Here is a 23,397-nt window from a genome sequence, read left to right on the forward strand (position 1 = left end):
ATAGGTCCCACGGTAGGGGGACGTTCGCCGGTCGCCCCGCCGCCGGTCATGGCCAAGGCTGGGGGCGTGGCCATGAGTGGGGGCATGGCCACGGGGGGACGAAGGAGGTCGCCATGCCGATGACCGTCCGCGACGTCATGAACAGGTTCGTCGTCGCCGTCGAGGCGACGGCCTCGTTCTCCGACGTGGTCACCGCCATGTGCCGGTTCCATGTCGGGGCCGTTCCTGTCGTGGACGGGGACCGGCGCGTGATCGGCATGGTGAGCGACGACGACCTGCTGCTCAAGGACCTCGACAGGCGGCCCGGCGATCTGATCATCGAGGGGCCGTCCCGCCGCAGGGAGCGCAGGAAGGCGAGCGGCCGCAGCGCCGCCCAGATCATGAGCAGCCCCGCGATCACGGTCACCGAGGACACCCCGCTGCGGCGGGCGGCCTGTCTCATGCACCGCAACAGGATCAAGGAGTTGCCGGTGGTGGACGGGCAGACCGGCCGCATCACCGGGCTGGTCAAACAGTCCGATCTGATCAGGGCGTTCTGCCGGCCCCCGGAGGACCTCCGCGACGACGTCCTCGAGGTGGCGTCGCGCCACTCCCGCCAGTGCGCCGTACGGATCCAGGACGGGATCGTCCACCTCGACGGCGGCGTGGAGCGGCGTTCCCAGCTCTGCGCCCTGATCGAGGAGGTCTGGCAGGTGGACGGCGTGGTGGACGTCGACTCCTCCATCACGTATGAGATCGACGATGTGGACCGGGCCGTCCCCGCGGGCGCGCCCCGGCGGACCGGCCCGGCGGAAGGCGGGCGGGATCGATGAGCGTCGAGACCACGACCGCGTCCGAGGTGATGACCCGGACGCTCGTCACGGTGGAGCCGGAGGAGTCGCCGCTGATGGCCTGGGAGCTCATGTGGCGGGCCGGCGTCCACCACCTCCCGGTCGTGGACGCCTGCTGCCGGCTCGTCGGCGTGCTCGGGCGGGAGGACGTCGCCGCGCACTGGTCGGGCGGCCCCGCCGAGCAGTCGCAGGCGGTGGTGCGCACGCTCGTGCAGGGGCGGCGCTGTCCCCGGGTCGCCCCGGACGCCCCGCTGTCCGAGGTCGCCGCGCTGATGGCCGACGCCGACTGCGGCGCGGTCCCCGTGCTCGGCCCCGACGACGTCCTGCGGGGCCTGGTCACCACCACCGACGTGCTGATGGCGCTGGCCGGGAGGACGGCGCGTCCGGCCGGCGACCCCACGGACGTGAAGGGCGGCCTGTTCCACCTGGAGCCGGTGCCGCCCGTCACCTGTCCATGAGCAGGACGGCCGCCCCTTCGACGCGGTCGGCGGCCAGGTCGGCCAGCGCCTGGCCGGCGGCGTCGAAGGAGTAGGGCGTCGTCGTGACCCGCGGATGGTGGAGGGCCGCCAGCCGCAGGAACTCCCGCCCGTCGTCGCGGGTGTTGGCCGTGACGCTGCGCAGCGTGCGCTCCTGGAACAGGTGACGCTGGTAGTTCAGCACCGGGATGTCGGTGAGGTGGATCCCCGCCACCGCGAGCGTGCCGCCCCGGTCGAGCGCGGCCAGCGCGACCGGCACGAGGTCGCCGACCGGGGCGAACAGGATGGCCGCGTCCAGGGGCTCGGGCGGCGGGTCGGCGCTGCCCGCTGCGGAGGCCGCGCCCAGCCGGAGCGCGAGCTCCCTCGCCGCCGCCGACCTCGTCATCACGTGTACGGTCGCGCCCTCGGCGATCGCGATCTGGGCGGTCAGATGGGCCGAGGCCCCGAACCCGTAGATGCCGAGCCGCCCTCCCGGGGGCAGGTCGGCGCGGACCAGCGCGCGATATCCGATGATCCCCGCGCACAGCAGCGGGGCGAGCGTCTCCGCCGGGGTGTCCTCGGGCAGCGGGTAGACGTACGCGGCGGGGGCGGTCAGCAGCTCCGCGTACCCGCCGTCGGCGTCCCAGCCCGTGTAGGTGGACGCGGGGCACAGGTTCTCCGCGCCGCGCAGGCAGTAGCGGCACCGGCCGCAGGTCGAGCGCAGCCAGGCCACCCCCACGCGGGTGCCGACCGGCGGCCCCGCCGTGTCCGGGCCGAGCCCCGCCACGCGTCCCACGACCTCGTGCCCGGGAACCGTACGAGGGCGTCTCGGGGGGAGGTCGCCCTCGGCGAGGTGCAGGTCGGTGCGGCAGACCGCGCACACCTCGACGCGGACCAGCAGTTCCCCGGGCCCGGGCACGGGGTCCGGCAGCACGGCCCGCTCCAGCGGCCGTGTCGCGACGGGCCCCGGCCGGGCCACGACCCAGGCGTCCATCACGCGTGCTGGATGCGCCGGCCGCTGACCTCGTTGGGCGAGATCCGGATGTAGAGCGGACGGTCGCCGCCCGCCCACGAGTCCACGGCGTTCTTGTTCACGTCGCCGGTGATGTGGTGGGCCCCGCCGCGCACGAGCACGCTCCAGCCCTCCCGGGTGCTCTCGTCGATGTGGTCCACCTCGAAGGCCACCATGAAGTCGGCCCCCTCGATCCCCGTGCGCAGGTCGGCGTCCATCGGGCCGCCGAGCGCGGTGCGGAACAAGACGGCGCCCTGCTCGATCGTGTAGTTGACCGGCAGGATCACGGGCCCGGTCGGGTTGTTGAAGGCGACCCTGCCCACACCGCCCGGCGAGATCAGCCGCAGGCACTCCTCGCGGTCGAGCTTGTCCAGGCGCGGCATGCCGGCGGGAGCCGTGTCTTCAGTCATGCGAACCTCCACGATGATCCTCAACGGGCGTAGGCGACCAGTCTGCCGTTCCCGTCCCTCCGGCGGCACCGACGTCCGTCGCTCGGCGGAGGGACTAAGGGCCCGGGAAGCCTTGGCCGCCGCTTGCCGTAATCCATCCTCAATCGCATGCCCCGAATGGGCACGACCGTCACGTGGAAGTGCTGAGCAGCCGCATACTCCTGCGATCGGCCGACCGGGCCGCGAGCCGCCGTTTCTATCGCGACGTCCTGGGCCTGGCCGTCAACCGGGAGTTCGGCCCGGTCGAGGACCCCGGGGTGGTGTTCTTTCTGGGGCAGGGGTTCGTCGAGGTCTCGCCGCGCACCGGCGACGTACGGGAGGGGCCGGCGATCTGGTTGCAGGTGCGCGACGTGCAGAGGGAGCACGACCGGCTGGTGGAGGCCGGGGTGCGGGTGTCCCGCCCGCCCCGGCTGGAGCCGTGGGGGCTGGTGGAGATGTGGATCGAGGACCCCGACGGCCTGCCGATCGTGCTGGTCGAGATTCCCGAGGGCCATCCGCTGCGGCGCGACCAGCGTTCCTTCACAGCGCGCCCCGCCTGAGCCCGTCTCCGGCCGCCCCACGTGGTTGCGGTGCTGCTGAATTGAAGAATTCTTCATATTGCGAATATGCTGGGTACGGCCGACGGAGGAGAGGACGACATGCACGAGTTCACGGCGGAGCTGCGCGCCCGGCTCGCGGAGGCGCGCGAGGAGCTGCGGCGGGCGCGGGAGAGCGGCGACGAGCATGGCGTCCAGGTCGCCTCGGGCCGGCTCGACAACCTGAACCGACTGGCCGCCGACCACGGGATCAGCCCGGAAGTCGCGGGAGGGGCGGAGTGAGCCCGATGCCCGTTCCGCTCTACCAGGCCAAGGCCGATTTCTTCCGCACTCTGGGTCATCCGGTGCGCATCCGCGTGCTCGAACTCCTGCGGGACGGGCCCCGCCCGGTCCGCGAATTACTCACCGAGATCGAGGTGGAGGCGTCGAACCTGTCCCAGCAGCTCGCCGTGCTGCGCCGCACCGGCCTGGTCGGCGCGGTCAGGGAGGGCGGCACGGTGGTCTACTCGCTGGCCACCCCCGACGTCGTGGACCTGCTCGCGGCGGCCCGGCGGATCCTCACCGACATGATCACCGGTCAGGGTGAGCTGCTGGCCGAGCTCCAGGCGGAGGCGGCGAAGTGACCGGCGCGGCCAAGCGGCTGTACGGCCGGGTCGCGGGGCTGCTGCCCTCGCCCGCCGACTGGCGACCGGCCCGCCGCAGCCCCGGCCGCGACCTGATCGCCGGGCTCACGGTCGCGGTGGTGGCCCTGCCGCTCGCGCTGGCCTTCGGGGTCGGCTCCGGGCTGGGCGCGCAGGCCGGCCTGGCGACCGCCGTCGTCGCGGGCGCGATCGCCGCCGTCTTCGGCGGCAGCAACCTCCAGGTGTCGGGGCCCACGGGGGCCATGACGGTCGTTCTCGTCCCGATCGTGCACAGTCACGGCCCGGGCGGGGTGCTCGCGGTCGGCCTGCTCGCCGGGATCGTGCTCATGGTGCTCGCGCTGGCCCGGGTCGGCAGGTACGCCCGCTACATGCCCACCCCCGTCATCGAAGGTTTCACGGCGGGCATCGCCGTCGTCATCGCGCTCCAGCAGGCGCCCGCGGCGCTCGGCGTGACCGGCGAGGGGGAGCGGGTGTGGCAGGCGGCGGGGAACGCGGTCGCGAACTTCGCGCGCGACCCGCATCCGGTGCCGATCGCGATGGCGCTCGTGGTCGCCGGGGTCATGCTGCTGGGCGCGCGGTGGCGGCCCGCGGTGCCGTTCTCCTTCCTCACGGTCGTGGCCGCCACGGTCGTGGCCGAGACCGCAGGGCTGGACGTCGCCCGCATCGGAACCCTGCCGGCCGGGCTGCCCGCGCCGTCGATCGGCTTCCTCGATCCTGGCGCCGTCACCTCGCTGCTCCCGGCGGCCCTCGCCGTGGCCGCCCTCGGGGCCCTCGAGAGCCTGCTGTGCGCCTCGGTCGCCGACGCCATGAGCGTGGGGGAGCGGCACGACCCCGACCGCGAGCTGTTCGGGCAGGGCCTGGCGAACGTCGTCTCCCCGCTCTTCGGCGGCATCCCCGCCACCGCCGCGATCGCCCGTACGGCGGTCAACGTCCGATCGGGTGCCCGCTCGCGCCTGGCCGCCCTGGCGCACGCTGTCGTGCTTGCCGCCATCGTGTTCAGCGCGGGCGGCCTGGTGGGGCGCATCCCGCTGGCCGCGCTGGCCGGAGTGCTCCTGGCCACGACGGTCCGCATGGTCGAGGTCGGCTCGCTGCGCGCCATCGCCCGCTCCACCCGGGGCGACGCCGCGGTGATGGTCCTCACCTTCGCCGTCACCGTCGTCTTCGACCTCGTCACCGCCGTCGCGGTCGGCGTCGGCGTCGCGATCGTGCTCGCCCTGCGGGCCGTCGCGCGCAGCGCGCAGATCGAGCAGGTCCCGCTGGAGACCGGCGACCACGGCGACGAGGAACGGCGCCTGCTGGCCGAGCACATCGTGGCCTACCGGTTCGACGGCCCGCTGTTCTTCGGCGCGGCCCACCGCTTCCTGCTCGAGCTGTCGGAGGTCGCCGACGTGCGGGTGGTCATCCTGCGCATGTCGCGCGTGTCCACGATCGACGCCACCGGCGCCGGTGTTCTCGGGGACGCGATCAGGCGGCTGGAGGGGAAGGGGATCATCGTGCTGCTGTCGGGCATCCGGCCGGGCCACGACGAGGTCCTCGGCGGGCTCGGGGTGGCCGACCACCTCCGCCGCGACGGGCTCGTCTTCCCGGACACGCCGGCCGCGATCGCCCACGCGAGGACGCTGCTCGGACTCCCGTCCGCGCCGCCGCCGACCCCGGTCCTCGCGGCACGTCACCCGGACGTTTCCGCGCCGACGGTGTGATCGGCGCACGACTCCCCGTAGGCTTCCGAGTGGAAGAACAATAGCCTTAATTTCCTACCAGCTTTGTGGGAGACTGGGGTGATGAGCGCCTGGCCCCGCGAGACACCTGTCACCGCCGCTGTCACGGCCGCGCGCTGGGTGCGGTCGGCGGCGGTCGACGACGACCTGGGACGGCGATGGCGGGCCAACCCCGATCCCCGGGGGCGGTCGGCCGGGGCCGGTGACGTCTCGTCCCTCTATGCCGGCGCGGCCGGCGTCGTGTTGTTCTTCCTCGAACTCGCCGCCGCCACCGGCCACGAGGCGTACCTGGAGGACGCGCTCGCGGGAGCGCGCAGGCTCGCCGTCACCTGGCCCGAGCAGCGCGACCCGACCTTCTACCACGGGCTCGCCGGCCTGGTCTTCGCGATGGCGGAGACGGGGTGGGCGACGGGCGACGAGGAGATCTTCGGGGCGGCCCGCGCCGCCGCCGACCGCCTCGTCCGCGACGCCCGCCCCCTCGGCGACGGCATCGGCTGGACCGGTGACCCGGCGCAGCGCGGTGACGGGGGGATCGTGCTCGCGCTGCTGCACGCGGCCGGCATCCTCGGCGTCCCGGCGTACGAGGAGGTGGCGATCGAGGCGGGGGAGCGCATCGCGGGCCTCGTCGTCCCCGGGCACCGTTTCGGCGGCGACGCCGCCCCCGACCTGCCCGTGGACGCCGTCACCCCCGGGTTCCTGTCCGGGACGGCGGGTACGGCGTTCCTGCTCGCCCGCCTGTACGGCGTGACCCGCGACGAGCGATTCCTGGCGGCGGCCCGCAGGGGCGCCGACTTCGTCCGCACGGTCAGCGTGGTCACCGACAGATGCGCGCTCGTGCCGCACCACATCCCGCAGGGGCGCCGGCTCCACTACCTCGGCTTCTGCTCCGGATCCGCCGGGGTGGCCCGCATGTTCCACGAGCTGCACCGGGTCACCGGCGACCCGGGCGATCTCGACTGGATGGAACGGCTCGCGCACGGAATCATGCTGAGCGGCGTGCCCGGGGCCCGGCCCCCGGGTCACTGGGACGTGGCCTGCCTGTGCTGCGGCACTGCCGGGCTGATCGAGTGTTTCGTGGGCCTGTACGCGGCCACGGGGCACGAGCCGTACCTCGACTTCGCGCGCACGCTCGCGATCGACCTGATCGGGCGTGCGACCGCGGGCGACGAGGCCGGCTTCCGCTGGTATCAGGCCTATCGGCGGCTGCGGCCCGGGGAGGTCACGGCCGACACCGGATACATGGTGGGAGCCGCGGGCATCGGGACGGCCCTGCTGCACCTGGACGCCACGGAGCGCACCGGCACACCGCGCCGGCTGATCCTCCTGCCGGACAACCCGTTCCCGGCCATCCCGATCCCTGCCGCCGTCCTGCGCGGCGATCAGGCGTAGCCACGCGCTCGTAGGCGCAGGACGGGGGTGGGAGCGGACTACTCCGTACGGCGTAGCGCGCCCGCCCACTGCGTCCGGCGCGGTAGTCGGGAGAGTCCTCCCCGGGGCGACGACAGTGAGGATTCGTCGCGGCAAAATCGCCACCGATCGACCCTTTTCGGGAAGGACGGAGCGACGATGTTGTTTGTCGAGCTGCTGGTGCCCAAGGGCATGTTCGACGAGTGGGAGCGCCGGGTGCTCGCCGGGCGGCTCACGGCGCGGCGTCTGCTGTCGCCCGGGGACGCCACGACACCCGCCGCGGACCCCGGTGTCATGGATCTGTTCGACTCGCTCTCCCACGTGGTGGTCCGTGAGGAGGACGTCTGGATCGCGGGCGGGAACCTGCTCGACGGCTCGCAGGACCCCTGGTACGTGGTGAACGTCATCGTCGGACTGTGGGGCAAGGAGATGAGCGAGCACCTCATCTCCCGGATCACCGCCGAACTCGCGGAGGCGGAGGGGCGCCCCGAGCCGCGTGCCGTGGTGAACGTGATCAGTCTTCCGGAGGGCGGCTACGGCCTGCGTGGGCGGGTGCGGCGTTCCTCGGACTTCCTCGCCCTGATCGAGGAGGCCAAGACCGGATCGGCCGCGCACGTGCCGGACGGCATGGTCGTCGACCCGGTCTGCGGCGCGACCGTGCCGCTGGAAGAGGCGGTGATCCTGGAGCGCGACGGGCAGACCTACGGCTTCTGCTGCACCCATTGCCGCGGGCACTTCGTCAGAGAATCGAGCGCTGCGGGGGCGTCCTGACGGCGGCCGACGCCTCGGAGGCGGCGCGCCGGGGCCGGATCCCGGCTGAAAATTTCACCTGCTCGCGGCGGGTATGCCCAGCTCAGCCGGGGTGACGCCCGCCGCGTCTTTGACTTAACCGGTCTAGTTCACGACGCTTCGCTCCGGTCTTCTATGGAAGGACGGAGCATGCGACGGAGAGGCGCGATCCTCACCGCACTGGGGCTGATCGCCGCAGGCGGACTCGCCTTGGGCAACACGCCGGCGGCCCAGGCCGCCGTGGCGTGCAAGGTCACCTACACGGCCAGTCAGTGGCAGGGCGGCATGTCCGCCAACCTGAGCATCCAGAACCTGGGCGACGCCCTGAGCAACTGGACGCTCACCTTCACGTTCCCCGACAGCGGTCAGAAGGTCACCCAGGGGTGGTCGGCCACCTGGAGCCAGTCGGGCAGCGCCGTGACCGCGACGGCGATGGACTGGAACAAGTCCCTGTCCACCGGCGGCTCGACGAGCATCGGATTCAACGGATCCTGGTCCGGAAGCAACCCGGCGCCGACCGGCTTCACGCTGAACGGCGTCGCCTGCGACGGCGGCACGCCGTCGCAGTCCCCGTCGGCCTCGCCCTCCCGCTCGCCGAGCCCGTCACCCAGCCCCTCGCAGAGCCCCTCGCGGAGCCCGTCCCCGAGCCCATCGCCCTCGACTTCGCCCAGCCCCTCCACAGGCGCGGCGCCGAAGCTGAAGGTGTCGGGCAACAAGATCGTGAACGCCGCGACCGGCACGCCGTACCGGCTGCTGGGGGTCAACCGGTCGGGCGGCGAGTTCATGTGCGTCCAGGGCCGCGGCATCTGGGACGGCCCGGTCGACAACGCGGCGATCGACGCGATGAGGACGTGGAACGTCCGGGCGGTCCGCGTCCCGCTGAACGAGGAGTGCTGGCTCGGCCTGAGCAACATCCAGTCCTCGTACGGCGGCGCCGCCTACCAGAACGAGGTCAAGGCGTACGTCGACCGGCTGGTCGCCAAGGGCATCACCCCGATCGTCGAGATGCACTGGAACTACGGCCAGTACACCGGCAACTCCTCGGGCTGCTCCGACGTCCACGCCTCCTGCCAGAAGCCGATGCCGGACGCGCAGTACGCCCCGCAGTTCTGGACAGGGGTGGCGAACGCGTTCAAGGGCCGTGACGAGGTCGTGTTCGACCTGTTCAACGAGCCCTATCCGGAGCGCGCGACCGGCGGCGCCGCCTCGGGGTGGGCCTGCTGGCGCGACGGCGGCACCTGCTCCGGCATCCCCTACCAGGTGGCGGGCTTCCAGTCCCTGGTGAACGCGGTGCGCGCCACCGGTGCGACCAACATCATCATGCTGGGCGGCCTGGCCTACTCCAACGACCTGTCGCAGTGGCTGCAGTACAAGCCCACGGACTCGCGGAACAACCTGGCCGCCGCGTGGCACGTGTACAACTTCAACTCCTGCGTCAGCACCTCGTGCTGGGACAGCCAGCTCGCACCGGTGGCGGCCCAGGTCCCGCTGGTGGCCGGGGAGATCGGTGAGAACACCTGCTCGCACGGGTTCATCGACCAGGTCATGAACTGGTTCGACGCCAAGGGCCTGTCCTACCTCGGCTGGACCTGGAACACCTGGGACTGCTCCACCGGCCCGTCCCTGATCAGCGACTACAGCGGCACCCCGACCGCCTTCGGGGCCGGGCTGCGGGCTCGCCTGCTGTCGTCCTGATCTCGATACGTGGCGTGCCCTCCTTCCCTCCAGCCCCCCGGGAAGGGGGGCGCGTCACATCCGACTTTGCCACTCCATGGGAAGTTAGTCCAGAAAGTAAAACTTTCGCCTTATATGTCGAGATTTGGGGTGTTCTTGGCTTAGTGTCCGGTTACCCAACCGTGACCAGTCAGGAGATCCCCCATTTCCAGCTACGCGGACCCCCACAACGATGCCCTCCGGGAGCAGATGAGCCCGGCGAAGGGCGAGACGCACCACGCGACCGCCGTGTCCCCGCACCGGCAGGACGCCTCCGCCCGCCCCGCCCCGGCGGGCTCCCAGGACACACCCACCGACGGCGCCGACGCGGCCACCGCGCCCGCCGTTCCCGAGGTCGGCTGCCCGACCGCCGAAGGCCACACCGTCCTGTACGCCGGCAAGACGACCGCGTCGTACTTCTGGGACGACGGGTCGGGCGTCAACGGCGACACCGGCGCCCCCGCGTCGGGCGAGCCGATGCAGGAGGGCCTGGCCGCCAGCCCGAGCTGGCCGATGGGCACCAAGGGCTATGTGGTCTACAAGGGGAAGAAGGCCGACTTCTTCGTCGGCGACCGCGGCCCCGGCGTTCCCTCCAGCAGCGGGGTCATGCTCGACCTCGACGGCAAGACGTTCGCCGATCTGACCGGCGGCACCTGGAACACCGACTCGCTCACCGTCGAGGACGCGGACGGGCTCGGCCACATCCCGGTGAAGTACGTGATCACCCAATGGGGCAAGGGCCTCGGCAAGACGGGCGCGCCCAAGCCGTTCTCGACGGGCGCGTACGGGGTCAAGGACCAGCCGAAGCCCCCGCCGCCCTGCCCCAATACGGCTCCCGCCCCCTCCGCCTCTCCCGCCGCGCCGCAGGACGCCGCTCCCACGTCCACGCCCGGCGTGAAGGAGAGCCCGGCCCCCGTGTCCCCCGTGGCCTCCGTGGCGCCCGCGCCGCCGGCCGTGCCCGCGCCGCCCGCCGCGCCGGACACGCCGGCCACGCAGGCCGAGGCGGCCACGGCCCAGATGTCCCCACTTTCTGGAACGACAGGGGCGAACCCCGCCCCGAACCCTGCCCCGAAGCCTGCCGCGAACGCCGCCGGGAAGACCACCCCGAAGACCGCGGAGGAGACCGCCGCGAAGACCGTCGCGGAGACCGTGAAGGGGGCGAGGACCGGCGAGGTGACGGCCTCCCCGGCGTTCACCCCCGCGTCGGCCGTGGACGGACAGCTGGAAGAGGCGGCCGTTCCCGCCTTCTCGGTCGCGATCGTGGTGTGCGCGCTCGCCGCCGTGGGCGCCAAGGCCGTGCTGAGCCGGCCCGCCCGCACTCACGGAACCTCGCACCAGCAGGGCCGCCACCGCGACGGGTAGGGCCCCGGCGGCCCGCGGACCTCTACCGTTTGCGGCGCTTGAGCGCTCCGGCCACGCGCTTGAGCACGCGGTCCCACTCCGAGCCGAACGGGTTGTCCTGCACCAGGTAGGTCCAGGTGGCCGTGGGCCGCTTGAGGCCCTGCTCCGCGAGGTCCCGGGTGACGTCGGCCTTCTCGAAGGTCTCCTTGGAACGCCGCTCGACCTCGTCGAGCATCGCCCGGTAGGCCGGAACGGCCTCGCGGTTGAACTCGTCGAGCGGGTTCAGCCGCCCGAGGGCCCGCAGGTGGATGCCCTCGCGGAGGTCGGCGAGGAAGCCGAGGTGCTCGGTCCAGCAGCGGTCGAGGTGATACAGCACGATCTGCCGGGCGGCCCGCTCGACCGTCTCATCGCCCGCCGTCTCGCACAGCTCGCGGTAGCGCTCCGGGCAGGCCTGCTCCAGGGCCCGCGCCCCCGTGTCGCCGTGCAGGACGCGGTCGCGCCGCTCCAGCACCTCCGCCCGCTGGCGCTCCTGCAGCCGCGTGTAGCGCCAGGTGTTGCGGTGGATCTCCAGGTTGACGCCCTCCGCCACGCGCTGGGCGTGTGCCACCAGCCCGGCGGCGTCCGCGGCCCGCACGACACCGTCGCGGCCGGCCGCGGGCAGCGACTGGTCCGGCGCGTACGCGGTGAGGAGCGTGTCCTCGCCGCTGACGAAGAACACCGAGCCGCCGGGGTCGCCCTGCCGTCCGGCGCGGCCCCGCAACTGGTCGTCCAGCCTGCTGCTTTCGTGCCTGCCGGTGCCGATGACGTAGAGCCCGCCGAGCGCGGCGACCTCCTGCTCCTCGTCCGGGTCGCCCGCGCCGAGCCGGATGTCGGTGCCGCGCCCGGCCATCTGCGTGGACACCGTGATCGCGCCGCGCCGGCCGGCCTTCGCGATGATCTGCGCCTCCTCGGCGTCGTTCTTCGCGTTGAGCACGGCCGCGCTCAGCCCCCCGGCCTCCAGGGCCTCGGCCAGGCGCTCGGACTCGGCGACGTCGAGCGTGCCGACGAGGATCGGCTGCCCGGTGGCGTGCCGGGTCTCGATCTCCTCCAGCAGCGCCCGCTCCTTGTCCTCCAGCGTGGCGAAGATCCGGTCGGGCTCGTCCACCCGTACGCACGGCTTGTTGGGCGGGATGACCGCGACCCTGAGGTCGTAGAACTCCCGCAGCTGCTCGGCCACGGCGATCGCGGTGCCGGTCATGCCACACACCTGCGGGTAGCGGCGGATGAGGCTCTGCACGGTGAGCGAGTCGAGGATCTCGCCCGTCTCCGACGCCGGCAGGTGCTCCTTGGCCTCGACGGCCGCCTGCAGCCCGTCCGGCCAGCGCTGCAGCACGGCGACCCGGCCGCGCGAGGTGTTGATCAGATGGACCCGGCCGTCCCTCACGATGTAGTCGACGTCCCTGGTCAGCAGCGCGTGGGCGTGCAGGGCGAGGTTGACCTGGGTCACCACGCCGGGGTGCTCGTAGAGGTCGACCCCGAGGGCCTTCTCGACCGTGTCGGTGCCCTTGGGGGTGAGGAAGACGGCGCGCCCCTCCTCGTCGATCGTGTAGTGGTAGCCGCGCGACAGCCGCCGCACCAGGGCCGCCATCTCGGGCAGCGCCGTGCCGGGGTCGGCCGTGCCGGCCAGCACCAGCGGCACGCGGGCCTCGTCCACCAGGACCGAGTCGGCCTCGTCCACCAGCGCGACCTCGGGGGCGGGCACGACAAGTTCGGCCGGGCCGATGCACAGGCGGTCGCGCAGCACGTCGAACCCCAGCTCGCTGACGGCTCCGTACGTGACGTCGCAGGCGTACGCCGCCCGGCGCTCCTCGGAGGTGGAGGTCTCGGCGATCCACCCGGCCGTGAGGCCGAGCGTCTCGTACAGCGGGCCCATCCACTCGGCGTCGCGGCGGGCGAGGTAGTCGTTCACCGAGACCGCGTGGACCCGGGCGCCGCGCAACGCGAACCCGGCCGCCGTCAGCGCGCCGACGAGCGTCTTGCCCTCGCCGGTGGCCATCTGCACGACGTGGCCCTCCAGCATGGCGAGCATGCCCACGAGCTGCACGTCGTACGGCCGCTGGCCGAGTGCCCGGCGGGCGGCCTCCCGCATCACGGCGCAGAAGTCGGCGGAGCCGACCCAGTCGGGATCGACGGCCGCGGGGCGCAGGTCGGCGCGCCGGGTGACCTCGCCCTCCAGCTCGCCCGCCTCGGCCACGATCCGCTGGAAGGGGGCCAGATCGACGCTTCCTGGTTTGTCCAGAAACCGCTTGATCCATTCGCCTACCCGTGCCACATCCGCTCCAACGACTCGCTTGCCGGACTGGTTCCACATGCCCGGTTCATGGTCCCACTATCGATGCCGATTTCCGTGGCGCACCTACCTGACACTCCCTGACAGGTATACGCGGAAAGATGGCCACCATGACAACGATCGCGAAGCTCATCGCCGTGACCATCGACTGCGCCGAGCCGAAGAAGCTCGCCGAGTTCTACTCCCAGATCACCGGGTTCCCCGTGCAGTACGCCGAAGAGGAGTACGCGGGGATCGGCGACGGCGCGACGAGCATCTACTTCCAGCGCGTGCCCGACCGGAAGGCTCCCTCCTGGCCCGGCCCGGACAAGCAGTTCCACCTCGACTTCCGGGTGCCCGACGTGGCCAAGGCGGTGGAGGAGTACATCGCGCTCGGGGCGACCAAGCCGGAGTTCCAGCCGGGCGACTGGGTGGTGCTCGCCGACCCGGAGGGCCACCTTTTCTGCGTGTGTCCGGAGAGGTCCTGAAGCGGGCGCAGTGCTCCTGAAGGGGGCACCCTGTGGCTGACTCTCCTGACGATGCAAGAAGCCGGGAGCGGATCCCGGGGAGCGGATCTGGGGGAGCTGGCCGGAAAGCCGGACTTGTGTCACGGGCTCCCTGGGCGCGTGCCGGGTCCCACTAAGCTTGCGTGGTGATTTCTCGACACACCGGCGGGCGCGCATGACCTGGGTGGGAGTGGCCATCGCCCTCGTCGGCGCGCTGGGATACGCCCTGGGTGCGGCGCTGCAGCAGTTCGAAGCGGTGAGCGAGGGGGCCACCCTCGCTCTCGTCAGAAGGCCCCGCTGGTGGATCGGCGGGGTCATCGGTTTCACCGGGGCGTCCCTGCACGCGGTGGCGCTCAGCCTGGCTCCGCTGGTCGTCGTCCAGCCCGTGAGCGTGGCGACCCTCGTGTTCGCGGTGCCGCTCGCCGCGACGCTGCACGGCAGACGCCCGCGCCGGGCCGAGATCGCCGGGTCGATCGCGGTGGCGGTCGGCCTGCTCGGCCTCATGCTGCTGGTCCCGGCGCACAACGTGACTCCGGTCCTGTCCGACGCGCACGCCCTGGAGCTGATCGGCTGCGTCGCCCTGGTGGTCGCCGTCACGTTCACCGCGGCCCGCCGGCTGAGGGGCCCGGCGAAGGCGCTGCTGATGGCGGTCGGCGCCGGAGCGGTCACCGCGACCGTGTCCACCTTCGTCCGGGTCGTCGGCGGCGGGCTTCAAGGAGACCTCGGCCACCTGCTCCACTGGTTCACCCTGGCCATCCCCGTGCTGCTGGTCTGCGCCGTGGTGCTGCTGCAGAAGTCGTACGCCGTGGGCTACTTCGGCATCGCCTATGCCGGGGTCCAGGTCGTCGACCCCATCACCTCGGTCACCGCCGGAGCGGTGCTGCTGGGCGAGTCGCTGCCCACCGAAGTGGACAAGGTGATCCCCGCGCTGCTCGCGGCCGGCCTGCTGATCGCCGGGACGATCACGCTCGGCCGCCTCGCCCCCGACCATTCCAAGCCCGCTGCCGCACCGGCCGAGCCGGACAGGATCGGCGACCCGGTGGTCGCGTCCGAGGCGGCCTGACAGCTGCGGCCGCCGATCTCCTCGGCGGTTCAGGGCGACCAGGCGAAGATCTGGTCGCCCTGACGCAACGCGACCCCGGGCCCGAACCAGCCCGCCGCCCGCATCGCGCCGTCGCGCAGAGCGACCGCCGACGGGTTGCGCCACCGGGTGAGCCGGCCGATCGCCCGCGACCGCCGCACGATCGGCGTCGTCCGTGCCAGTCGTTCCCTGCTGTAGACAGCCAGCCCCGCGGCCAGGTCGCCGTGAGGTGGGACGCGCTCGGCGAGCACGACGGCGTCCTCCATGGCCTGGCAGGCCCCCTGTCCGAGATTGGGCGTCATGGGGTGGGCCGCGTCGCCCAGCAGCGCGACCCGTCCCGCGTGGAAGGCGGGCAGCGGGGTGTCGAGGCAGTGGATGTCGTGGCGGAGCACGGTCGCGGGGTCGGCGGCGTCCAGCAGCGCCGGGATCGGGTCGTGCCAGCGGCCGAACAACCGGAGCAGTTCGTCCCTCTCGTCCGCCGCGCGCAGGCCCGCCGGAACCGCCGCGGTGGCGTAGCAGTACACCTGGCCGCCCGCGAGCGGCATGACCCCGAAGATCAGCCCACGCCCCCAGGTCTCTGAGGCAGCCACAGTCTCGGACGCGCCCGTCACGCCGGGCAGCGGCACGATCGCCCGCCAGCTCGTCACGCCCGCGTAGACCGGCGCGGGATGCCCGGGGAACAGAGCCGAGCGGGTCCGGGACCGGATCCCGTCGGCCGCCACGACCAGGTCGGCCTCGATCGTCTCCGCCGCCCCCGACACGGTGACGCGGCCGGTCGCGGGATCGGCGGACTCGACCCGAGTGTTCAGCCGCAGGGCGCTCTGCGGCAGGCGTCCGGCGAGGATGCCGACCAGCGCCGGGCGGGTGAGCAGCACGATGGGGTCGCCATACCGGGCGGCGGCGTCCTCGGCGGTGGTCCGCGACAGCCATCGGCCGTCCGGCACCCGGATGCCGCTCTGGCCCTGGATGGCGGAGAGCTTCCTGACCTCGTCCCCGAGTCCGATCACGTCGAGCGCCCGGAGCGCGTTGGGCGCGACCGCCAGCCCGGCGCCCACCGGCTCGATCGAGGCCGCTTGTTCCAGGACCGTCACCGACCAGTCCTTCCGCGCCAGGGCGAGGGCCGCCGTCAGCCCGCCGATGCCCGCCCCGATCACCACCGCGTGCGCCATGCCCGCCTCCTCGTCACTACAGCTGTAGTGAGCGTACTACAGCTGTAGTCCGCCTCTACGATGAGGAGGTGAGCAGTCAGCGGGCGGTCGTCGTCGCGGACGCGGCCATCGCGATCCTGGCCGAGCGGGGGATGCGCGGCCTCACCCATCGGGCGGTGGACGAGGCCGCGGGGCTGCCGCCGGGCTCCACCTCGAACCACGCGCGCACGCGGGCGGCGCTGCTGGAACTCGCGCTGGCCCGGCTCACCCAGCGCGAGGAGGCCGCGTTCGCCGTCGCGATGACCTCCGACGGCCGGACGCCCGAGAGTGCGGGCGCAGTGGCGCGGCTGGCGGATCTCCTGGCGAGGACGACGCACGCGGCGATCACCGTGCACCGGGAGACCACGATCGCGCGATATGAGCTGGCGCTGGAGGCGAGCCGGCGCCCCGAGCTGCGCACGACGTACGACGAGATGGGGCGCCGGTTCCGGGAGCAGGCCGTCGCGGTGCTGGCCGCCGCCGGCTCACCCGATCCGGTGCGGCACGGCCGGCAGATGGTCGCCTACGTCGAAGGGCTGCTGTTCGACGCGGTCGTGGGGGCGGGGAACGTGCCGACCCTCGAGGAGCTCGACGCCGCCTTCCGGGAGCTTCTCCACATCGCGTCAGGACGGTGAGCTAACGGGCGGCCAGCAGGCGGGCGCGGTGGGCAGGCCACTCGTCGTCGAGGATGGAATAGAGGGGGCTGTCGCGCCAGGTGCCGTCCGCGCGGCGGTACTGCCGCCGGAGCACGCCCTCCCGGACGCCGCCGATGCGCTCGATGGCCGCCTGCGACCGCAGGTTGCGGATGTCGGTCTTCAGCACCACGCGGACGAACCCCAGAGCGAAGGCGTGGTCGAGCAGCAGGACCTTGCACTCGGTGTTGACGGCGGTGCGCCAGTAGGCCCTGCCATACCACGTGGAGCCGACCTCCACGCTCTCGTCGAAGCCGCCGACGTCCCAGTAGCCGGTCGAGCCGATCGCCCGGCCGGTCTCCTTGAGGACCACCGCGAACTGAGTGGTGCGCGGGTCGGCGATCAGCTTGTCCACCAGGCGGCGCATGTCCTCCTCGGTCTCCGGCACCGGCTCCGGCCGGAACCGCCAGACCTCCTCGTCCTGCCCTGCGAGAAACAGGTCGGGCACGTGTCCCGGGGCGAGGGGCTCAAGGCGTACGGCGCGGCCGTCGAGCACGGCCGGCGCGGGCATCTTCGCGGTCATGCGCCCGACGTTATCGGCGACGTACGGTGCGAGCGGATGGCCACTTCGGGCGGAACGGCGAGGACCACTTGGCCGTGACCGTGTCGACACACATACCGTCTGGTCGGTACGCTGACGGCGTGAACGCTGACCCGCCCGGCCTCGACCTCACCCGCCTCGCCGAGCACCTCCGGCGCGAGGGACTGACCGAAGGGCCGCTCACCGCCGAGCTGATCGTGGGCGGCAAGTCCAATCTGACGTACGTCGTCGGGGACGGCACGAGCACGTACGTCGTGCGGCGGCCGCCGCTCGGGCACGTCCTGGCGACGGCGCACGACATGGGCCGCGAATACCGGGTCATGAGCGCGCTCCAGGACACCGGCGTTCCGGTGCCGCGCACCTACCACCTGTGCCGGGAACCCGAGATCATCGGCGCGCCCTTCTACGTGATGGAGCACGTCGTGGGCGGGCAGCCGCCGCTCACCCCGGCCCTCGCCCACGGGCTGGTGGACGTGCTGGCCGCGCTGCACTCGATCACCCCGGAGAGCGTGGGCCTCGGCGACTTCGGCAAGCCCGACGGCTTCCTGGAGCGGCAGGTCGCCCGGTGGAAGCGGCAGCTCGACGCCTCGCGCAGCCGCGAGGTGCCCGGCATCGACGACCTCTACGAGCGGCTCGCCCGCGACGTGCCCGCCTCCGGCAAGCCGGCGATCGTGCACGGCGACTTCAAGCTGGGCAACACGCTCATCGCCGACGGCGAGGTGCGGGCCGTGCTCGACTGGGAGATGTCCACGCTCGGCGACCCGCTCACCGACCTGGCGCTGTTCCTCCTGTACGGCGACGTCGCCTCGCTCGACCGGGGCGCGGCCGGGGAGGCGCCGCCCGGCTCCGAGCTGACCGCCCACTACGGGGAGGCGTCCGGCCGCGACCTGTCCCGGCTCGGCTGGTACGTCGGCCTCGCCTGCTTCAAGCTCGCGGTGATCGCCGAGGGCATCCATTTCCGATACACGAAGGGGCTCACGGTGGGGGAGGGCTTCGCCGAGGTCGGCGACCAGGTCGCCCCGATCGTCGCCCGCGGGCTGATGGAGGTCTAGTGGAGTTCGGGTTCGACGCGACCACGGAGCGCTATCGGGAGCGACTGCTCGCCTTCATGAACGAGTGCGTCTACCCCGCCGAGCACGCCTTTCACGAACAGTCGGTCACCAGCGGGTGGAGTCCGCCGCCCCTGCTGGAGGACCTCAAGGCCGAGGCCCGCTCGCGCGGCCTGTGGAACCTCTTCCTGCCGCCATCCGACAGCCGGGACGAGCACGGCGCGGGACTGACCAACCTCCAGTACGCCCCGCTCGCGGAGATCATGGGCAGGTCGCCCGCCATCGCGCCGCCCGCCACCAACTGCGCCGCCCCCGACACCGGCAACATGGAGGTGCTGGCGGAGTTCGGCAGCGAGTGGCAGCGCAAGGAATACCTGGAGCCGCTGCTCGCCGGCGAGATCAGGTCGGCCTTCGCGATGACCGAGCCCGATGTCGCCTCCTCCGACGCGACGAACATCGCGACCTCCATCAGGAGGGACGGCGGGGAGTACGTCGTCAACGGCCGCAAGTGGTTCATCACCGGCGCGATGAACCCCGACTGCCGGGTCTTCATCGTGATGGGCAAGACCGACCCCGAGGCGCCCAAGCACCGCCAGCAGAGCATGGTGCTCGTCCCTCGCGATGCCCCCGGTCTCACCGTACGGCGCGGCATGACGGTCTTCGGCTACGACGACGCCGACCACGGCGGCCACGCCGAGGTGGTGTTCGAGGACGTACGTGTGCCGGTGGACAACCTGATCGGCGAGGAGGGCGGCGGGTTCGCCATCGCCCAGGCGCGGCTCGGGCCGGGGCGCATCCACCACTGCATGCGCCTCATCGGCATGGCCGAGCGGGCCGTGGAGCTGATGTGCCGCCGGGTGCTGACGCGGGAGGCGTTCGGCAAGCCGCTGGCCCGGCAGGGAGTGATCCAGGACTGGATCGCCGAGTCGCGGGTGCGCATCGAGCAACTGCGCCTGCTGGTGCTGAAGACGGCCTGGCTGATGGACACGGTCGGCAACAAGGGCGCGCACACCGAGATCCAGGCCATCAAGATCGCCGGTCCGGCGACGGTGGAGTGGATCCTGGACAAGGCCATCCAGGCGCACGGCGCCGGCGGGATCAGCCAGGACTTCCCGCTGGCGGCGCTGTGGGCGGGCGCGCGGTCGCTGCGGTTCGCCGACGGCCCCGACGAGGTCCACAAGCGGTCGCTGGCCTACCGCGAGCTCAAGAAATACATGGGGTGATGTGTCGTGGCATGGGATGAGGCGTCGGTCGCCGAGCGTGCCAGAGCCTTCCTCGCGGAGCACGACCCGGCGGCCATGGACCGCCTGGAGTTCCTGCGCGCCCGGTTCGACGCCGGGCTGGCCTGGGTGCACTTCCCCGAGGGCCTCGGCGGGCTCGGCGCGCCCCGGGATCTGCAGGCCGTGGCCGACCGGGAGCTGAGGGGCACGCCCGACAACCAGCCGGGCCGGATCGGCATCGGCCTCGGCATGGCCGCCCCGACGATCCTCGCGTTCGGCACCGAGGAGCAGAAGAAGCGCTTCCTGCGGCCGCTGTGGACGGGCGAGGAGGTGTGGTGCCAGCTGTTCAGCGAGCCCGGCGCCGGTTCCGACCTCGCCACGCTCGCCACCCGCGCCGTACGCGAGGGCGACGAGTGGGTGGTGGACGGCCAGAAGGTGTGGACGTCGAGCGCGCACACCGCCCGCTGGGCCATCCTCGTGGCCCGCACCGACCCGGGCGTGCCCAAGCACCGCGGGCTGACCTACTTCGTGTGCGACATGCACGCCCCCGGCGTCGAGGTGCGCCCGCTGCGCCAGATCACCGGTGAGGCCGAGTTCAACGAGGTCTTCCTCACCGGGGTGCGGCTGCCCGACGCGCTGCGGCTGGGCGAGGTGGGCGACGGCTGGCGGGTCGCGCAGACCACGCTGATGAACGAGCGGGTGGCGATCGGCGGCGCCCCCGCTCGGCGCACGATGATGGGCGTCGTCGCCGAGACCTGGCGCTCCCGGCCCGAGCTGCGCACGCACGACCTGCACCAGCGGCTGCTCAAGCTCTGGGTCGATTCGGAGGTCATGCGCCTGACTGCCGTACGGCTGCGCGAGCAGCTCGCCGCCGGGCATCCGGGGCCGGAGGGCTCGGGCATGAAGCTGGCCTTCGCCCGGCTGCACCAGGAGCTGTCCGGCATCGAGGTCGAGATGCTGCGCGAGGACGGCCTGGCCTACGACGACTGGACGTTCCGCCGCCCCGACAAGGTCGACTTCATCGGCCGGGAGGCCGGCTACCGCTACCTGCGCGCCAAGGGCAACTCGATCGAGGGCGGCACCTCCGAGATCCTGCGCAACATCATCGCCGAACGCGTCCTCGGCCTGCCCGCCGAGCCGCGCGCCGACAAGGACGTCGCCTGGAAGGACCTCCCCCGATGACGCTGCTGTACACGGAGGTGGAGGAGGAGCTGCGGGCCGCCGTGCGCGACCTGCTCGCCGACAAGTGCTCCCCGTCGGCCGTGCTCGACCGTGTCGAGTCAGGCACGCCGTACGACGCGGAGCTGTGGAAGGCGCTGGCCCGCGACATCGGCGTGGCCGGACTGCTGATCCCCGAGGAGCTCGGCGGGTCCGCCTCCCGTGAAGGCGGCGCTTCGGCCCGTGAGGCCGCCGTCGTGCTGGAGGAGCTGGGCCGCGCCGTGGCTCCCGTGCCGTTCCTGAGCAGCGCCGTCCTGGCCACCCAGGCCCTGCTGACGGCCGGGGGAGACATCGCGGAAGAGCTGCTGGGACGCCTGGCCGCCGGGGAGGCGACGGCGGCGCTCGCGGTGTCGTTCGCCGCCTCGCCGTACGCGCCGCCGAATCCGAGTCATCAAAACGGGGCCGCCCTTGGCGAGGACGGCACGGTGACCGGCACGGTCACCGGGGTGATCGGCGCGGAGGTCGCCGACGTCCTGCTCGTCCCCGTACGGCTGGCGCAGGGCACCGGGCTGTGCGCGGTGGAGGCGTCCGCCGCGGTCCGGGTGACGCCGGTCACCTCGCTCGACCTGACCCGGCCCATCGCGACCGTGTCGTTCGCGTCGGCGCCGGCGCGGGTCGTCGCGAGGGCCGACGGGCTGGAGGTGCCGTGGGTGTGGGAGGCCCTGGTGCGCGGCGCCGGGCTGCTCGCCTCGGAACAGCTCGGCGTCGCCGAGTGGTGCCTCACGACGACGGTCGCGTACGTGAAGGAACGCAGGCAGTTCGCCCGGCCGGTGGGGTCGTTCCAGGCGGTCAAGCACCGGCTGGCCGACCTGTGGCTCGAGGTCGTGGGGGCCAGGGCGGCGGCCCGCAACGCGGCCGCCCGGCTGGCGGACACGGCCTCCGCGGGACCGCTGGGCGACGACGCCGCGGTGGCCGTCGCGGTGGCGCAGGCCCATTGCGGAGCGGTGGCGGTGCACGCCGCCGAGGAGTGCGTGCAGCTCCATGGCGGCATCGGGATGACCTGGGAGCACCCGGCGCACCTCTACCTCAAGCGGGCCAAGGCCGACCAGATCGCACTGGGCACGCCGGGTGATCACCGCGAGGCGCTGGCCGGCCCGGCGGACCTCCCCGCGCCCGTCTGAGCTGTGTTTCCGGTGATCAGGGTCGCAGCGAGCTGAGCAGGAGGTCGGCGAAGTGGCGGCCGACCTCCTGGCCGGTCAGCGGGCCGTCGGGGTGATACCAGGTGCCGAGGTGGTGGACCGAGCCGAAGAAGAAGTCGACCACCATCTCGGCGGGGATGTCGTCGCGGAAGACGCCGGCGCGCTGCCCCTCGACGACGAGGTCGCGGAACCGCTCGTGGTAGCGCCGCCGTTCGGCCCGCACGCTCTTGTACGTCTCCGGCGCGAGCTGGTGCATCGACCTGAAGAAGATCTTGGAGTCGTCCAGGTTGTCGACCGTGGTCACCACCACGTCGGTCGCCGCCGCGTGCAGCCGGTCGGCCACCGGGCCCTCCGCGTCGGCGAACCGGTTGAGGCGCTCCATCTGCAGGCGCAGCACCCGGGCGTAGATCTCGTGGAGCAGGTCGTCCTTGGAGTCGAAGTAGTGGTACATGGCGCCCTTGGTGACGCCGGCCGCCGCGACGATCTCCTGCACCGACGTGCTCTCGAAACCCCGCCCGGCGAACAGCCGGGTGGCCTCGGCGAGCAGGCGCTGCCGCACCGGCTCCTCCAGGGACCCGTTCGCGGGGCGCTCCCCGTTCGCGCGATCCCCCGTTACGCGGCGGGCCATGCCGACCTCCTTCGTCTCTCGGGCTCAAGCATACCGACTGGTCGGTCAAGCGTCGGCACTGGCGTAATTGCGCTACTTCCCTCACCTTAGGAGGGTTGGGATTCCCGCTCGGGTATCCCGGAGAAAGCCGCATGCCTAGTGTGGGGGGTTCGCGTGCCGAATGGGTCTATTTACGTCCCGAAGGACGAGAAGTTCACCGGTGCCTCGCCGCAGAACCTGTACGAGACGTTCTGGTTCGCCGGACGCAAGAACCGGATCCGGGTGCGGGCCGCGATCACCTTCGCGGGGTTCGTCATCGGCAACCTGGTGGGCCCGCGGCTCGGGCTGAACATGTTCGCCGCCGGCCTCGGGCTGGCCGCCCTCGCGGGCGGCACGGACCTGTTCATCGCCTGGCGCCTGCACGAGCGTACGGCAGTGTGGCGGGGCAAGCGCCGCGGCGAGGTGCGCACCGGACGGTTGCTGCGTCTCGGGCTGCGCCGGCACGGCTACCGGGTGATGGACGGCCGGGCCGTGCCCGGCGAGGCGTCGATCGACCACCTCGTCATCGGGCCGGGCGGCCTGTGGATCGTGGACAACGAGGCGTGGTCGCCCGACACCCTGATCGCGCGGTACGGCGAGCGCCTGTTCTTCGACGAGAAGTTCGGCACCTCGGTCGCCAAGGGCCTCATCTCCGCCGCCGGTTCGATGGCCGCGCTGCTGACCAAGGAGACCGGCATCGAGGTCTCCATCGCCCCCGTGCTCGCCGTGCACGGCGGGAAGATCAAGGCCAGGGGTGGCGTGCTGCACGGGGAGGGGCTGACCGTCGCCTACCCGGGCAGGGTGGCCCGCTGGATCCGCACCCACGGTTCCACCGAGTTCACCGAGGAGCAGATCGAACTGCTGGCCCGTACGGCGGCCCGCATCCTGCGCCGCATGAGCTGAGCGCGCCGACGCGGGC

The 23,397-nt window shown here is 72.5% G+C and carries 24 protein-coding genes; 18 read left to right on the forward strand and 6 right to left on the reverse strand.

The features are described 5' to 3' along the window. Nucleotides 1–113 precede the first annotated feature (113 nt). The gene (locus QSK36_RS21925) at nt 114–812 is read left to right on the forward strand and encodes a CBS domain-containing protein (protein WP_285783696.1); all 699 of its coding nucleotides are present in this window, start codon (nt 114–116) and stop codon (nt 810–812) included. After that, nucleotides 809–1,288, forward strand: a complete 480-nt coding sequence (locus QSK36_RS21930) for a CBS domain-containing protein (protein ID WP_285783697.1) — start codon at nt 809–811, stop codon at nt 1,286–1,288. The genes QSK36_RS21925 and QSK36_RS21930 overlap by 4 nt, the downstream gene beginning before the upstream one ends. Here QSK36_RS21930 and QSK36_RS21935 read toward each other — a convergent pair. Together QSK36_RS21935 and QSK36_RS21940 are read right to left on the reverse strand one after the other, a co-directional pair. Then, complete coding sequence (locus QSK36_RS21935; RefSeq protein ID WP_183540960.1) at nt 1,275–2,279, reverse strand: zinc-binding alcohol dehydrogenase family protein; 1,005 nt, start codon at nt 2,277–2,279, stop codon at nt 1,275–1,277. The genes QSK36_RS21930 and QSK36_RS21935 overlap by 14 nt on opposite strands. Continuing rightward, nucleotides 2,279–2,707, reverse strand: a complete 429-nt coding sequence (locus QSK36_RS21940; RefSeq protein ID WP_182899469.1) for a pyridoxamine 5'-phosphate oxidase family protein — start codon at nt 2,705–2,707, stop codon at nt 2,279–2,281. The genes QSK36_RS21935 and QSK36_RS21940 overlap by 1 nt, the downstream gene beginning before the upstream one ends. A gap of 173 nt (nt 2,708–2,880) precedes the next feature. On the opposite strand from QSK36_RS21940, the gene QSK36_RS21945 reads away from it, so the two are divergent. The 8 genes from QSK36_RS21945 to QSK36_RS21980 all read left to right on the forward strand — a co-directional run bounded on the left by QSK36_RS21945 (nt 2,881) and on the right by QSK36_RS21980 (nt 10,912). Further along, complete coding sequence (locus QSK36_RS21945) at nt 2,881–3,285, forward strand: VOC family protein (RefSeq protein ID WP_183540266.1); 405 nt, start codon at nt 2,881–2,883, stop codon at nt 3,283–3,285. A 99-nt stretch (nt 3,286–3,384) separates the two neighbouring features. Further along, nucleotides 3,385–3,564, forward strand: a complete 180-nt coding sequence (locus QSK36_RS21950) for a hypothetical protein (RefSeq protein ID WP_285783698.1) — start codon at nt 3,385–3,387, stop codon at nt 3,562–3,564. A 5-nt stretch (nt 3,565–3,569) separates the two neighbouring features. Then, a complete protein-coding gene (locus QSK36_RS21955; RefSeq protein WP_183540957.1) occupies nt 3,570–3,905 on the forward strand; it encodes an ArsR/SmtB family transcription factor in 336 nt (111 codons plus the stop codon). Beyond that, nucleotides 3,902–5,623, forward strand: a complete 1,722-nt coding sequence (locus QSK36_RS21960) for a SulP family inorganic anion transporter (RefSeq protein ID WP_285783699.1) — start codon at nt 3,902–3,904, stop codon at nt 5,621–5,623. The genes QSK36_RS21955 and QSK36_RS21960 overlap by 4 nt, the downstream gene beginning before the upstream one ends. Before the next feature lie 81 nt (nt 5,624–5,704). Continuing rightward, on the forward strand, nt 5,705–7,030 hold the full coding sequence (locus tag QSK36_RS21965; RefSeq protein ID WP_183540261.1) for a lanthionine synthetase LanC family protein: 1,326 nt from the start codon (nt 5,705–5,707) through the stop codon (nt 7,028–7,030). Nucleotides 7,031–7,207: 177 nt separating this feature from the next. Beyond that, nucleotides 7,208–7,819, forward strand: coding sequence for a YHS domain-containing protein (locus QSK36_RS21970; RefSeq protein WP_183540259.1), 612 nt, complete (start codon nt 7,208–7,210; stop codon nt 7,817–7,819). Nucleotides 7,820–7,987: 168 nt separating this feature from the next. After that, entirely contained in the window at nt 7,988–9,532 is a 1,545-nt protein-coding gene (locus tag QSK36_RS21975) for a cellulose binding domain-containing protein (protein WP_285783700.1), read from the forward strand. 228 nt (nt 9,533–9,760) lie between these two features. Then, the gene (locus QSK36_RS21980) at nt 9,761–10,912 is read left to right on the forward strand and encodes a hypothetical protein (protein ID WP_285783701.1); all 1,152 of its coding nucleotides are present in this window, start codon (nt 9,761–9,763) and stop codon (nt 10,910–10,912) included. Nucleotides 10,913–10,934: 22 nt separating this feature from the next. On the opposite strand, the gene secA2 is transcribed toward QSK36_RS21980, so the two are convergent. Further along, nucleotides 10,935–13,202 carry an accessory Sec system translocase SecA2 gene (gene secA2 / locus QSK36_RS21985; RefSeq protein WP_285783702.1) on the reverse strand — a complete coding sequence of 756 codons (2,268 nt, stop codon included), beginning with the start codon at nt 13,200–13,202 and terminating at the stop codon, nt 10,935–10,937. 128 nt (nt 13,203–13,330) lie between these two features. Here secA2 and QSK36_RS21990 point away from each other — a divergent pair, with 128 nt between their 5' ends. Both QSK36_RS21990 and QSK36_RS21995 read left to right on the forward strand, forming a co-directional pair. Further along, nucleotides 13,331–13,687, forward strand: coding sequence for a VOC family protein (locus QSK36_RS21990; protein ID WP_139577076.1), 357 nt, complete (start codon nt 13,331–13,333; stop codon nt 13,685–13,687). 193 nt (nt 13,688–13,880) lie between these two features. Beyond that, on the forward strand, nt 13,881–14,768 hold the full coding sequence (locus tag QSK36_RS21995; protein WP_139577075.1) for a DMT family transporter: 888 nt from the start codon (nt 13,881–13,883) through the stop codon (nt 14,766–14,768). Nucleotides 14,769–14,797: 29 nt separating this feature from the next. Here QSK36_RS21995 and QSK36_RS22000 read toward each other — a convergent pair whose 3' ends face one another. Beyond that, nucleotides 14,798–15,955, reverse strand: coding sequence for an FAD-dependent monooxygenase (locus QSK36_RS22000; RefSeq protein ID WP_285783703.1), 1,158 nt, complete (start codon nt 15,953–15,955; stop codon nt 14,798–14,800). A gap of 68 nt (nt 15,956–16,023) precedes the next feature. Between QSK36_RS22000 and QSK36_RS22005 the strand changes: the two genes are divergently transcribed. Beyond that, nucleotides 16,024–16,608 carry a TetR/AcrR family transcriptional regulator gene (locus tag QSK36_RS22005; RefSeq protein ID WP_285783704.1) on the forward strand — a complete coding sequence of 195 codons (585 nt, stop codon included), beginning with the start codon at nt 16,024–16,026 and terminating at the stop codon, nt 16,606–16,608. Between the two features lies 1 nt (nt 16,609). On the opposite strand, the gene QSK36_RS22010 is transcribed toward QSK36_RS22005, so the two are convergent. After that, entirely contained in the window at nt 16,610–17,188 is a 579-nt protein-coding gene (locus QSK36_RS22010; RefSeq protein ID WP_285783705.1) for a GNAT family N-acetyltransferase, read from the reverse strand. A gap of 119 nt (nt 17,189–17,307) precedes the next feature. Between QSK36_RS22010 and QSK36_RS22015 the strand changes: the two genes are divergently transcribed. Genes QSK36_RS22015 through QSK36_RS22030 form a run of 4 tightly spaced genes read left to right on the forward strand, consistent with a single transcriptional unit; the run spans nt 17,308 to nt 21,814 of the window. Further along, nucleotides 17,308–18,258 (forward strand): phosphotransferase family protein, encoded by a 951-nt coding sequence (locus QSK36_RS22015; protein ID WP_285783706.1) that lies wholly within the window; start codon nt 17,308–17,310, stop codon nt 18,256–18,258. After that, nucleotides 18,258–19,478, forward strand: coding sequence for an acyl-CoA dehydrogenase family protein (locus QSK36_RS22020; RefSeq protein WP_183540245.1), 1,221 nt, complete (start codon nt 18,258–18,260; stop codon nt 19,476–19,478). The genes QSK36_RS22015 and QSK36_RS22020 overlap by 1 nt, the downstream gene beginning before the upstream one ends. A gap of 6 nt (nt 19,479–19,484) precedes the next feature. After that, nucleotides 19,485–20,657 carry an acyl-CoA dehydrogenase family protein gene (locus QSK36_RS22025; protein WP_182899457.1) on the forward strand — a complete coding sequence of 391 codons (1,173 nt, stop codon included), beginning with the start codon at nt 19,485–19,487 and terminating at the stop codon, nt 20,655–20,657. Beyond that, a complete protein-coding gene (locus tag QSK36_RS22030; protein ID WP_285783707.1) occupies nt 20,654–21,814 on the forward strand; it encodes an acyl-CoA dehydrogenase family protein in 1,161 nt (386 codons plus the stop codon). The genes QSK36_RS22025 and QSK36_RS22030 overlap by 4 nt, the downstream gene beginning before the upstream one ends. 16 nt (nt 21,815–21,830) lie before the next feature. Here the strand turns inward: QSK36_RS22030 and QSK36_RS22035 are convergent, their stop codons facing one another. Beyond that, entirely contained in the window at nt 21,831–22,460 is a 630-nt protein-coding gene (locus QSK36_RS22035) for a TetR/AcrR family transcriptional regulator (RefSeq protein ID WP_183540239.1), read from the reverse strand. Nucleotides 22,461–22,613: 153 nt separating this feature from the next. Between QSK36_RS22035 and QSK36_RS22040 the strand changes: the two genes are divergently transcribed. Beyond that, entirely contained in the window at nt 22,614–23,381 is a 768-nt protein-coding gene (locus tag QSK36_RS22040; RefSeq protein WP_285783708.1) for a nuclease-related domain-containing protein, read from the forward strand. Nucleotides 23,382–23,397: the final 16 nt, after the last annotated feature.

It is taken from the genome of Microbispora sp. NBRC 16548, assembly GCF_030268985.1.
Classification (GTDB): Bacteria; Actinomycetota; Actinomycetes; order Streptosporangiales; family Streptosporangiaceae; genus Microbispora; species Microbispora catharanthi.